The organism is Skermanella rosea, assembly GCF_016806835.2.
Taxonomy (GTDB): Bacteria; Pseudomonadota; Alphaproteobacteria; order Azospirillales; family Azospirillaceae; genus Skermanella; species Skermanella rosea.
In genome coordinates this window covers 344,845-357,026 of the sequence record NZ_CP086113.1, presented here as the reverse complement: position 1 = coordinate 357,026, position 12,182 = coordinate 344,845, and the positions used below count along the sequence as shown (strand labels likewise).

Genomic DNA, 12,182 nt, shown 5'->3' with positions numbered 1-12,182 from the left:
CTCCGGGGCGATTCCGGGCGGCCGCGCTCAGCCGGCGGTCCGGGTCACGAGGGTCCGGAGCATGTCCTTCTCCTCGGGCGTGAGATCGGTCAGCGGCGGGCGGACCGGGCCGGGGGTGCGGCCGATGATCTCGACGCCGGCCTTGATGATCGACACCGGGTATCCCGGCTGCCGGTCGCGGATCGCCGCGAACGGGAAGAAGAAGTCCTTCAGGATGGCTTCCATGGTGGCGGCGTCGTTGCCGCGCATCGCCCGGTAGAAGCGCTGGGCCAGTTCGGGGACGAAATTGAACACGGCCGACGAATAGGTCGTGACCCCGACCGCGTTGAAGGCCTCGGCATAGAGCTCGTGGGTCGGCATGCCCCCGATATAGCAGAGCCGGTCGCCCAGCTTGGCGGTGATCGCGCGGACCGTGTCGATCTGGCCGGTGCCGTCCTTGAACCCGATGAGGTTGGGGCACTCGTCCGCCAGCCGGGCCAGGGTGTCGGCCTTCACTACGGAATTGGCCCGGTTGTAGAGGATGACGCCGAGCCCCGTGGACCGGCAGACAGCCTTGACGTGCCGGTAGATGCCCTCCTGCGGCGCCCCGATCAGGTAGTGCGGCAGGAGCAGCAGCCCGTCGGCCCCGGCCTCCTCGGCCTTCGCGGCGATGTCCGTGGCCAGCGGGGTGCCGTATCCGCAGCCGGCGATGATGGGCACGTCGCCGGAGGCCGCCTTGGCGGCGCGGGTCACGTCGGCTATCTCCCGCGGGGACAGCGAGAAGAACTCACCCGTGCCGCCGGCGGCGAACAGCGCCGCGGCGCCGAAACCGGACAGCCACTCGACATGGCGTCCGTAGCTGTCCAGGTTCAGGCGCAGCTCGGCGTCGAAATGGGTGACCGGGAACGACAACAGGCCGGACGACAGGCGGGACTTGATTTCAGCGGGAGACATCCACCACCCTTCTCATAATATGACTTTTTCCAAGTCGTATGATGATAAGCGGGACCTGTCAAGCCTTATCGGGCACGCCCGGCGACGGCTTCGGGCGGGTCAGGGCCCGGTAACGCTTGATGCCGCCCAGCAGATGGCGGCGCATCGCCTCCCGCGCGCGCTCGGGATCGCGCGCCCAGATCGCTTCCGCCACCTCGGTGTGCTCCGCGAACAGGATCCTGTCCCGGCTCGGCAGCGGGTCGACCCCGCCCATGACGCTGCGGAACTTGACCCGCGGGATGATCCGGCGGCCGACATGCTCCAGGAAGGCCTTGAACCGGCCGTTGTTGGTCGCCCGCGCGATCGCCATGTGGAAGTCGAAATCGGCTTGGTCGGTCGGCAAGCCGCGCTCGACCAGATCGCCGAAGATCTCGAGCTGGGACTGGATCTCCGCCTCCTGGGCGGGGGAGCTGCGCAGTGCCGCGAGGCCGGCCGCCTCGACCTCGATGCCGATGCGGAGCTCCAGCTCCTCGATGATGTCGGAGATCCTGTCGGTCGCCTGGGTGAACAGCTCCGGGCTTTCCAGGCCCCGCCGGGACCCGAGCACGAAGACGCCGGCACCGTGGCGCGATTCGACCAGGCCGTCGGCCCGGAGCGCCGCGATGGCCTCGCGGATGACCGTCCGGCTGAATCCGAAACGCTCGACCAGCACCGGCTCGGCCGGCAGCTTGTCCCCCGGCGCGTAGTCGCCCTCCTCGATCTGGCGCCGCAGCGCCTCGACCACCTGGGCGCTCAGGGTCTTGCGTGCCCCGGCTCGTGCGACGATCGCCATTTCCCTACTCCCGAACCTGCTGCCCGTGGCGACGCCCGCGGCCGGCCACGCCCTGCCCAACTAGTACTCATCATATGAGTACAGCGCAAGCCGGCACGATCGATCATACGGGATATCGGGCGACAGCGCCGTCGGCGGTGTTGCGTGGCAGGGCGAATGAGGCACGTCCAGGAAGAAACCAGATGAGCTTGGCAGCCACCGCTGGCCGGGCGCCTGGAGAGGAGGGAAACGAAGGCGATTTCGAAGGAGGCGGCGACGTCCTCCTTCGTCCGCCCGAAGGACGATGGGTGCAGGCGGCCGTTTCCGACCGCCTGCTCCGCACGTCAGGCGATGAAGTCGCCGAAGCCGATTTCGGCGGCCATCGTGCCAGGCAACTTTATGCCGAACTCGGCTGCGTCGTCGCTATCCACGTTTCCATACAGGATCTGATCGTCCGTATCGAAATGGAGCGACCGGGGGTTCCAGTTCACGGGCGGGCCTCCAGCCCCTTCGGAGTATCTGTTCTGCGCAAAGGCTTGGTCCCCGGCCACCTGCGTATTGGCATCGATGGCGGCCAGGTCGATCACATCGTCGCCCGCGCCGTTGAAGTTGATAATCTCGTCGGGATCCGTCACCGAAGAGTCGGTAACATCGAAATAGACGAACCGATCGTCGCCCGGCCCCCCGGCCAGGATGTCGGATCCACCTTGACCGAGGAGAATGTCGTCGCCGGCGTTTCCATTGAGCACGTCGTCGCCGTCTCCGCCATCGAGCACATCGTCATCGGCATTGCCGTTGAGAACATCGTCGCCGTCGCCGCCGGAGAGTTCGTCTTCGCCCTGGTTGCCGTGGAGTACGTCGTTGCCGTCGCCGCCGTCGAGCGCGTCCCTGTCCGCACCGCCGCTCAGGTTGTCGGCATCGGCGCCTCCGGCCAGCACGTCCCTTCCGCCCTGCCCGTTCAGATTGTCGCTGCCCGCCTCGCCGACGAGCACGTCGTCACCAGCGCCGCCGTCGAGAGTGTCCCCGCCGTCCCCTCCGAACAGCGCGTCGTTACCGAGATTGCCGCTGAGCGTGTCGGCACCTCTTTCCCCGAACAGCACATCGTCGCCGTTGTTACCGTTGAGAATGTCATTGCCGGTCCCGCCGAAAATCGTGTCTTGGCCACCGCCGCCGGAAATATTGTCGCTTCCACCCTTGGCCAGGACCGTGTCGTCGCCTGCACCAGCCAGCAGGAAATTGGCATTGTTATCCAGGATCGTCACGTCTGCCATTGTTCTGTCCTCCCGCATTGTTCCAAAACAGGAGCAAATCGAACACACCATGTCCCGAAATTCCGTCCATGAAACGGAATCCATTTTCCGGAACACGGCAAAAATTTAGCATGCAGAATGATAGAGCGATCTAAATTATTGGCTTTATAACATGAGGACATATGATTTATCTTTGCGACCCTCATTTTGGTTTACTAATTCACAGATATTTCAGGAAATTCAGTATCTTCTTAAACTTCGTTATAACAATCAGATTTGACAAGGATTCAACAAACTCGATCATGAAACCATGTTGGTTGCTCCAGGTTTTCACCGCCGCGGAGGGTGGGGCCTTGCGTCCAAGGCCACACGATGGCGCTTGCGCAGACCCCGCCCTGCCATTCAGGCACTGGCACGTTCGATCACCTGGAACCCTATGTCGATCACGGTTTCGATACCGGGCCTGCCATCTATCCTGGCCAGCATGGTTTCGGCTGCCAACCGGCCCACGGCGCGCCTGTCGATCCGCACGGTCGTCAGCGCGGGAAAGGTATGGGCGGCAAAATCAAGGTCGCCGAACCCCATGACCGCAAGGTCGCCGGGAATGGAAAGGCCGCGGGAAAGGGCTTCTGCCAACACGCCCTGGGCCAGGATATCCGAGCTGCAGAACACCGCCTCCGGAGGCGCTTCGCCGTCCAGAAGCCTCGCCGCGCTTTCCCGGCCGGTCCCGAGGGTGCCGGGGGCTGGAACAGTGAAGATCCTTGCATCGGTGATATCGCGGGCGGCAAGCTCCGCAAGGAAGCCCTTCTGCCGGAGAGCCGCCCGATCATCGTCTGCACTGACGACGGCAAAGCGCCGGTGACCCTTGGCGAGGAGATAGTCGGCTACTTCCCTCCCTGCCTCGTCGTGCGAAAAGCCAACCAGCGTGTCGATCGGGGTCGGCGTGTAGTCCCAGATCTCCACCACCGGGATCCTGGCGGCAAGCAGGCGTTGACGCGTCGCGGGCGAGTGCTTGATGCCGGTCAGCAGGATGCCGTCGGGCCGGCGGCCCAGGATCGCGTCCAGCAGGTCGTCCTCGCGGACCGCCGGATAGCCCGAAAGGCCGAGCAGCACCTGGTACCCCGCTTCCGCCAGCCTGTCGGTCAGCGACTCCACCGTTTCGGCGAACATCGAACTCGCGATGGTCGGGACGAGCGCCGCGACCAGCCGGCTGCGCCGGGAGGCCAGCCCGCCGGCGAGCAGGTTGGGCACATAGCCGGTCCGCGCGATCGCCTCGCGCACGATGTCGATGGTATCCTGGGTCACCAGCTCCGGCCGGTTAAGCACGCGCGACACCGTGATCGGCGATACGCCGGCCAGCTTGGCCACGTCGCTCAGCGTCACGCTGCCGGACGACCGGCTGGAGGCGTGGCCGCCCGGCCGCTCCGGTGCGGATTTGCCGTCGGCGGTTTTTCGGCGGGACGGCGCGGGGGCGGAACGGGCCACGGGAAAGCCTGCCTTGCAAGATGTTCGTCCTGTAGATAGCGCTGACATTATCACCGCGAGAAGCCCCTTCCAAGCGGTACCGTCTGCCCCAGAACCGCGGCAAAAAATGCTTTCCTCGGCCATCTGCTATCGCTAACATCGCTTTGTTAGCGTTATCATACCGGCTGCCGGTAAGCGCGCGGGCAGGCGCGGGAGGGGAAACAGGGAATGTCTGGCAAGAAACCCGAAGAGCTTCGCAGTCATCGCTGGTACGGCGTCAAGGACCTGCGGTCGTTCGGCCACCGGTCGCGCACGGCGCAGATGGGCTACGACCGCTCCGATTATGCCGGGAAGCCGGTGATCGCCATCATCAACACCTGGAGCGACATCAACCCCTGCCACACCCACTTCAAGCAGCGGGTCGAGGAGGTCAAGCGCGGCGTCTGGCAGGCCGGGGGCTTCCCGGTCGAGATGCCGGCCATGTCCCTGTCGGAGCCGTTCCAGAAGCCGACCACGATGCTCTACCGAAACTTCCTGGCCATGGAGACCGAGGAGCTGCTGCGCTCGTACCCGGCGGACGGCTGCGTCCTGATGGGCGGCTGCGACAAGACCACGCCGGCGCTGCTGATGGGCGCCTTCTCCATGGACCTGCCGACCATCTTCATGCCGGCCGGCCCGATGCTGCGCGGCGACTGGGGCGGCGTGGTGCTCGGCTCGGGCAGCGACAGCTGGAAATACTGGGCCGAACTGCGCGCCGGCAACATCACCGAGGACGACTGGCAGGGCGTCGAGCAGGGTATCGCCCGCTCCGCCGGCCACTGCATGACCATGGGCACCGCCTCGACCCTGACCGGCGCCACCGAGGCCCTGGGGTTCACGCTGCCGGGCGCCTCGTCGATCCCGGCGCCGGACTCGCGCCACGCCGCGATGGCGACACTGACCGGCAAGCGCATCGTCGACATGGTCTGGAACGACCTGAAGCCGTCCGACATCGTCACGCCGCAGTCCTTCGACAACGCGGTCACCACCGTGCTGGCGCTGGGCGGCTCGACCAACGCCGTGGTCCACCTGATCGCCATGGCCCGCCGGGCCGGGGTGGAGCTGACGCTGGAGCGGTTCGACGAGCTGGCGCGCAGGACGCCGCTGCTGGCCGACATCCGCCCGTCGGGCAAACACCTGATGGAGGACTTCTACTATGCCGGCGGCCTGCGCGCGATGCTGGCGCGGCTGGGCGACCTGATCCACCGGGACTGCCTGACCGTCAACGGCCTGGCGCTCGGCGCCAACATCGAGGGCTTCAAAGTCTTCAACGACGACGTCATCCGGCCGCTCGACAATCCGGTGGTCGCGTCGGACAGCCTGGCGGTGCTGCGCGGCAACTTGGCGCTCAAGGGCGCCGTGATCAAGCCGCCCGCCGCCGAGCCCCACCTGCACCGCCACGCCGGCAAGGCCGTGGTGTTCGAAGACTACAACGACATGGCGGCCCGGATCGACGATCCCGACCTGGAGGTGGACGCGACCTCGGTGCTGGTGCTGCGCAACGCAGGCCCGCTGGGAGCGCCCGGCATGCCGGAATGGGGCCAGCTGCCGATCCCGAGGAAGCTGCTCCAGCAGGGCGTGCGGGACATGGTGCGGATCTCCGACGCCCGCATGAGCGGCACCAGCTACGGCGCCTGCGTGCTGCACGTGGCGCCCGAATCCTTCGTGGGCGGCCCGCTGGCCCTGGTCCGGGACGGCGACGTGATCGAGCTGGACATTCCCGCCCGCCGGCTGGAGCTGCGGGTCGGCGAGGACGAGCTTGCCCGCCGGCGCGCGGCGTGGAAGGCTCCCGCACCGCGGTTCGAGCGCGGCTACGGCGCGATGTTCTCGCAGTTCGTCAGCCAGGCCGACGAAGGCTGCGACTTCAAGTTCCTGGAGACCGGAGCCTCCACGGCCCCCGCGGGAGAGCCGGAGATCCACTGACCGGTCCACCTGCCGGAGCCGTGAAGCAACGGCACCATCAAGCAATAACGCGACGAGGAAACGCCATGGACATGCCCATCAACAGTTTCAAGAAGGCGATCAAGGAAGGCCGGCAGCAGATCGGCCTGTGGTCGAGCCTGTCCAGCCACATCTCGGTCGAGATCCTGGCCGGGTCGGGGTTCGACTGGCTGCTGATCGACACGGAGCACGCGCCCAACGACCTGCCCATGGTCTATAGCCAGCTCCAGGCGGCGGTGGGCGGAACGGCGCACCCGATCGTCCGTCCGCCGTGGAACGACATGGTGACGATCAAGCGTTACCTGGACGCCGGGGTGCAGACCTTCCTGATCCCCTATGTCCAGAACGCCGAGGAGGCCCGGCAGGCGGTCGCCTCGACCCGCTATCCGCCGGACGGGGTGCGCGGGTTCGCCTCGGCCTCGCGGGCGTCGCGGTTCGGTCGGGTGAAGGACTACTATGCCCGGGCGGCGGAGGAGACCTGCGTGCTGGTGCAGGTCGAGACCCGCGAAGCCCTGGGCCACCTGGAGGAGATCGCCGCCGTTCCGGGAGTCGACGGCGTGTTCATCGGCCCCGGCGACCTGTCCTCGGACATGGGCTACCTGGGCCAGCCCGGCCATCCCGACGTGACCGCGGCCATCGAGGACGCGATCGACCGGATCAGGGCGTGCGGCAAGGCTCCCGGGATCCTGACCGGCGACGAGGCCCTGGCCCGCCGCTTCATCGAGCGCGGCTGCCTGTTCACGGCGGTCGGCTCCGACGTGGGCCTGCTGGCCCGCACCTCCGAACAGCTCGCCGCCCGGTTCAGGAATCCCGCCTGAGCCCGGCGGGCGACCCTAGCCCCCTCCCCCGCGGCGGTCCCGCCGGGGAGGGAAAGCCAATTCCGTGGAACCGGGGACCTTCGATATGACCACCCTCAAGCCGGAAACGCGCGAGAAGCTGAAGACCGTCAGCACCGCGACCCTGGCCACCGCCCTGTTCAAGCGGGGGCTGCGCAACCAGGTTATCCAGGACGTCCGGCCGCTCAATCCCGCCAACGCCCCGATGGTGGGCGAGGCCTACACGCTCCGCTACATTCCCGCCCGCGAGGACATCAACCCGATCAGCGTGTTCCAGGACCGCGGACATCCCCAGCGCAAGGCGGTGGAGGAGTGCCCGGAAGGCGCCGTCCTGGTGATCGACAGCCGCAAGGATCCCCGGGCGGCGTCCGCCGGGTCGATCCTGGTCTCCCGGCTGATGAAGCGCGGCGTCGCCGGCATCGTCACCGACGGCGGCTTCCGGGACTCGCCGGATATCGCGGCGCTCGACTTTCCGGCCTATCACAAGCGCCCGTCGGCCCCGACCAACCTGACCTTGCACCAGGCGATCGACATCGACGTGCCGATCGGCTGCGGCGACGCGCCGGTCTTTCCCCGCGACGTGATCGTCGGCGATGCCGAAGGCGTGATCGTGATCCCGGCCGGCATGGCCGACGAGATCGCCGATGAGGCCGTGGAGATGACGGCGTTCGAGGATTTCGTCACCGACCAGGTCATGGCGGGACGCTCGATCCTCGGCCTCTACCCTGCCACCGAGGAGGAGACCCGATCGCAGTACGCCGCTTGGCGGAAGGCCAACGGCCGCTGACCAGGACGCCTTCCCCGGGGCTGCCGGCAGCCCCGGGGGAGAGAACCACGTTGAGGAAACAGACACCGATCCCGCGGTGCCGGTCCTCGTCGGTGATCTCCTGAATGGGCGCGCGCGGGCCGGCGCGGTCCAGCGCGCCGGTACGCTGTCGGCCGGTCAGCCTGCGGCACCGGCCCGGCGTGGCCGGCTTGCAGCGGACCGCATTCCGGGGGCAGCGCGTGGGAAGTCCGGAGAACATGTCGAATTCCATCCGCATCGGAACCTCGGGCTGGACCTATCCGACTTGGCGCGGCGTCTTCTATCCGCAGGGCCTGAATCAGCGGCTGGAGCTGGAGCATATCGGGCGCCTGTTCAATTCGGTCGAGATCAACGCCACCTTCTACCGGCTTCAGAGCCCCGAAACCTTCCGGCGCTGGCATGCCGGAACGCCGGAAGGTTTCGTCTTCGCGGTCAAGGGCAGCCGCTTCATCACGCACCGGAAACAGTTGGGCGACGTCGAGACGGCCCTCGCCAACTTCCTCGCCTCCGGCGTGCTGCTGCTGGGCCGGAAACTCGGCCCGTTCCTGTGGCAGCTGCCGGAACGGACCCGCTTCGACCGCGACCGGCTGGCCCGCTTCCTCGACCGCCTGCCCGCCGACATGGAAGGCGCCGCCCGGCTCGCCCGGGGCTGCACCGGCATCGTCGAGGGGAGGTCGTGGACCGAAGCGGTCGCGCCGGGAACCTTGCGGCACGCGCTCGAAGTCCGGCACCCGAGCTTCCAGACGCCGGATTTCCTCGACCTGCTCCGCGAGAGGCGGGTGGCCCTCGTCAGTTCCGATGCGCCGGGCTGGCCCCGCTTCGACATGCTTACCGCCGACTTCGCCTATGCCCGGCTGCATGGCGCGGAAGAGCTGTACGCCAGCGGCTATTCGGAAGCGGCCCTCGACGGGTGGGCCGGCCGGATCCGCGGCTGGAACGCCGGGGGCGCCCGAGCCGCCTTCGTCTACTTCGACAACGACGCCCGCGTGCACGCCCCCTTCGATGCCCTGTCGCTGGCCGGGCGATTCGCCGGGACCGCGTCGCCCGCCTGAAAAGCCGGCGATCATTCCCGAGCCTTGAATTGCCGGCTCGCCAGACCAAAGTCTGATGCCCTCGGGTAATCGGCCGAACACCGCTCAGCACAGTCGCAAGGCGCAAAGTAGCATGACCCCCACCCGAAATACGCTCTGACGTGCTTGGCAATGTCGATGCTATATTGAGCGCTGCGGGGGCAATGACGATGGACAGTATCGATGCCGGCAGAGACGGCACATCGCTGCTTATTCCTTCATCTATGCTTTCCCTTAATGACTGTAAAAGCGAATACCTGGATGATGACATGGTCCTGAGGATCGGAGCAAAGCCGGCTCCCCGGAAGCGGCTGCGGGACCGGAGGACCGCCGCGTAATGGTCGCCAACGCGCATCTGGCCGCCGTGGTCGCCTCGTCCCCCGACGGGATCATCAGTTTCGCCCTGGACGGCACCATCCTGACCTGGAACCCCGGCGCGGAGCGGATCTTCGCCTGCACGGCGGAAGAGGCGGTCGGACGGTCGGCCGGGTTCCTCATGCCGGACGACGCCGGCGAATCCCGGCGGCGCTTCGGCCAGGCGGCGCGGGGCGAGACCATAAGCTTCGAGCTGTCCGGCCGGCGCGAGGACGGCCGTCACGTCGACGCGACGGTGACGCTAGCGCCGATGCAGGCCGGCGACGGCTCGATCGTCGGCGTATCCGCGATCTGCCGCGACGTCACCGAGCACCGCCGCATGGAGGCGGAGCTGAGGGCGCGCGACCGGCAATTCCTGGCCTTCTTCGAACAGGCGGCCGCCGGCCTCGCGATCTGCGCGCCCGACGGCCGTTTTCTCGCCGTCAACGACCGCTACTGCCAGGCCGTCGGTCGCCCGCGCGGCGAATTGTTCGGCCTGCGCATGCATGATATCACGCACCCCGACGACCTGCCGCGCAACGCCGTCCTTTTCCAGCATCTGGTGGACGGCGGCGGGGCCTTCGAGATCGAGAAGCGCTATGTGCGGCCGGACGGCTCCAGCGTGTGGGCCAACAACAGCGTCAGCGCGATCCGCGACGACGCGGGACGGCTGACGTCCGTGATCGCGGTCTCGATCGACCTGACCGACCGCCGGCGGGTCGAGGCGGCGCTGCGCGAAAGCGAGGCGCGCTTCCGGCACATGGCGGATTCGGCGCCCGCCCTGATCTGGATGACGGATGTCGAGGGGAACCTCACCTTCGCCAACATGCACTACGATTACATGTTCGGCCGGCCGGCCGCCGACATGCTCGGCGACGGCTGGACCGCGGTCGTCCTGCCGGAGGACCTGGAGGCGCACACCGGCGCCTTCGCCGCGGCCTTCCGGACCCGGGGGCCGTTCCGGCACGAGACCCGCGTCGTGGACCGCCAGGGGCAGGTCCGCTGGCTGCGCTGCGAGGGCGTCGCCCGTTTCGACGACCATGGCGAGTTCCTCGGCTACACCGGCTGCAGCGTGGACATCACCGACGCGAAATCGGCCCGCGACGAGTTGGAGCTGCGGGTGGCCGAACGCACCGAGGCGCTGGCCGAAAGCGAACGGCGCTTCCGCACGATCTTCGACTCCGCCTTCCAGTTCATGGCGCTGCTCACGCCGGACGGGATGGTCGAGGAGGTGAATCGGACCGCCATGGCCTGGAGCAGGATCGGACCGGAGGACATCGTCGGACGGCCCTTCTGGCTCGCCGCGCCGATGCGCGGCAATCCGGCACTCCAGGCGGCGGTCCGGGACGCGGTCCGGCGCGCCGCAGCCGGCGACGTGGTGCGCGGGGAGCATGAGATGCGCGGCGCGGGCGAGGTGCGCGCGATCATCGACTTCTCGGTCAAGCCGGTTCACGACGGCGCCGGCCGGCTCTACCACCTGATCGCGGAGGGGCGCGACGTCACCGAGCAAAAGCGCGCCTCCGAGCAGTTGCGCCAGGCGCAGAAGATGGAAGCCATCGGCCAGCTCACCGGCGGCGTCGCCCACGACTTCAACAACCTGCTCCAGGTCCTCTCGGGCGGGCTCGGCATGCTCGACCGCAGGATGGAGCCGGCCCGCCGCCAGCGGCTACTCGACGGCATGCACCAGGCCGTCGAGCGCGGCGCCTCCCTGACCCGCCAGCTGCTGGCGTTCTCCCGGCGCCAGCCGCTCCGGTCCGAGCCGGTCGACCTCGCGGGGCAGATTGGCGGCATGCGTGAACTGCTCGACCGCTCGCTGCGGGGCGACATCCAGATCCAGACCCGTTTCCCGCCCGGACTGTGGCCGGTCGAGGCGGATCCGGGCGAACTCGAGCTCGTCGTGCTGAACCTCTGCGTCAACGCCCGCGACGCCATGCCGGGCGGCGGGACGATCACCCTCGCGGCCCGGAACGCCCCGGGGCTGGAGAACGGCGACCTGCGGGGCGACTTCGTCCGGCTGAGCGTCACCGACGACGGCACCGGGATGACGCCCGATGTCGCGGCCCGCGTGTTCGAGCCGTTCTTCACGACCAAGGAGGTCGGCAAAGGGTCGGGCCTTGGCTTGGCCCAGGTGTTCGGCTTCGCCCAGGCCTCGGGCGGCCGGGTCGACATCGACACCGCTCCCGGCCGGGGCACGACGGTGACGGTTCTGCTGCCCCGGTCGGCGAAGGCGCCGAGCAGGCCCGCCCGCAATGTCCTCGATGCCGATGAGCTGCGGGAAGACACGGCGCTGGGCCACGTGCTGCTGGTGGAGGACGGCGACGAGGTCGCCGCCCTGGCCGAGGAGATGCTGACTTCGCTGGGCTACGAGGTGACCCGGGTCGCGAGCGCCGCGGCTGCCCTCGGCGCCCTGGCGGACGGCCGCACGGTCGACGCCGTGTTCTCCGACGTCATGATGCCCGGCGGCATGAGCGGAGTCGCCCTCGCGCGGGAACTCAGGCTCCGCCGGCCGGACCTTCCCGTGCTCCTCACGACCGGCTACGAGGCATCGGCCGCCGACGCCATCGCGGAAGGCATCCAGGTCATCGCGAAGCCCTACAGGATGGCCAGCCTCGCCGCGGCGCTGGAGGCGGCGATCAGGGGGCGCAAGATTCCGGCGCCGGCCCCCGGACCCTGCGACGGCCGGCCGGCATGACCGGCCCG

At 68.1% G+C, this 12,182-nt stretch carries 9 protein-coding genes; 5 read left to right on the top strand and 4 right to left on the bottom strand.

The annotated features are described in order from the left end of the window. Positions 1-27: 27 nt before the first annotated feature. From kdgD to JL101_RS32985, 4 genes are all read right to left on the bottom strand, one after another. On the bottom strand, positions 28-933 hold the full coding sequence (gene kdgD / locus JL101_RS33000) for a 5-dehydro-4-deoxyglucarate dehydratase (protein WP_203100679.1): 906 nt from the start codon (positions 931-933) through the stop codon (positions 28-30). Positions 934-991: 58 nt separating this feature from the next. After that, the gene (locus tag JL101_RS32995; protein WP_203100677.1) at positions 992-1,744 is read right to left on the bottom strand and encodes a FadR/GntR family transcriptional regulator; all 753 of its coding nucleotides are present in this window, start codon (positions 1,742-1,744) and stop codon (positions 992-994) included. A 323-nt stretch (positions 1,745-2,067) separates the two neighbouring features. Further along, positions 2,068-2,994 (bottom strand): calcium-binding protein, encoded by a 927-nt coding sequence (locus JL101_RS32990; protein ID WP_203100675.1) that lies wholly within the window; start codon positions 2,992-2,994, stop codon positions 2,068-2,070. Between the two features lie 381 nt (positions 2,995-3,375). Continuing rightward, on the bottom strand, positions 3,376-4,458 hold the full coding sequence (locus JL101_RS32985) for a LacI family DNA-binding transcriptional regulator (RefSeq protein WP_203100673.1): 1,083 nt from the start codon (positions 4,456-4,458) through the stop codon (positions 3,376-3,378). 207 nt (positions 4,459-4,665) lie between these two features. Here JL101_RS32985 and araD point away from each other — a divergent pair, with 207 nt between their 5' ends. From araD to JL101_RS37065, 5 genes are all read left to right on the top strand, one after another. After that, positions 4,666-6,399: an L-arabinonate dehydratase gene (gene araD / locus JL101_RS32980; protein WP_203100671.1), complete on the top strand. Its 1,734-nt coding sequence runs from the start codon at positions 4,666-4,668 to the stop codon at positions 6,397-6,399. Positions 6,400-6,464: 65 nt separating this feature from the next. Beyond that, a complete protein-coding gene (locus JL101_RS32975; protein ID WP_203100669.1) occupies positions 6,465-7,235 on the top strand; it encodes an aldolase/citrate lyase family protein in 771 nt (256 codons plus the stop codon). A gap of 85 nt (positions 7,236-7,320) precedes the next feature. Further along, entirely contained in the window at positions 7,321-8,040 is a 720-nt protein-coding gene (locus tag JL101_RS32970) for a ribonuclease activity regulator RraA (protein ID WP_203100667.1), read from the top strand. A 236-nt stretch (positions 8,041-8,276) separates the two neighbouring features. After that, on the top strand, positions 8,277-9,110 hold the full coding sequence (locus JL101_RS32965) for a DUF72 domain-containing protein (RefSeq protein ID WP_203100665.1): 834 nt from the start codon (positions 8,277-8,279) through the stop codon (positions 9,108-9,110). Between the two features lie 355 nt (positions 9,111-9,465). Further along, positions 9,466-12,174, top strand: coding sequence for a PAS domain S-box protein (locus tag JL101_RS37065; protein WP_203100662.1), 2,709 nt, complete (start codon positions 9,466-9,468; stop codon positions 12,172-12,174). The last annotated feature ends 8 nt before the right edge of the window (positions 12,175-12,182 follow it).

Excerpts from the sequence above, each read along its gene's own strand:
- kdgD (WP_203100679.1), bottom strand. The coding sequence starts at position 933 with ATGTCTCCCGCTGAAATCAAGTCCCGCCTGTCGTCCGGCCTGTTGTCG.
- JL101_RS32995 (WP_203100677.1), bottom strand. The coding sequence starts at position 1,744 with ATGGCGATCGTCGCACGAGCCGGGGCACGCAAGACCCTGAGCGCCCAG.
- JL101_RS32975 (WP_203100669.1), top strand. The coding sequence starts at position 6,465 with ATGGACATGCCCATCAACAGTTTCAAGAAGGCGATCAAGGAAGGCCGG.
- JL101_RS32970 (WP_203100667.1), top strand. The coding sequence starts at position 7,321 with ATGACCACCCTCAAGCCGGAAACGCGCGAGAAGCTGAAGACCGTCAGC.
- JL101_RS32990 (WP_203100675.1), bottom strand. The coding sequence starts at position 2,994 with ATGGCAGACGTGACGATCCTGGATAACAATGCCAATTTCCTGCTGGCT.
- araD (WP_203100671.1), top strand. The coding sequence starts at position 4,666 with ATGTCTGGCAAGAAACCCGAAGAGCTTCGCAGTCATCGCTGGTACGGC.
- JL101_RS37065 (WP_203100662.1), top strand. The coding sequence starts at position 9,466 with ATGGTCGCCAACGCGCATCTGGCCGCCGTGGTCGCCTCGTCCCCCGAC.
- JL101_RS32965 (WP_203100665.1), top strand. The coding sequence starts at position 8,277 with ATGTCGAATTCCATCCGCATCGGAACCTCGGGCTGGACCTATCCGACT.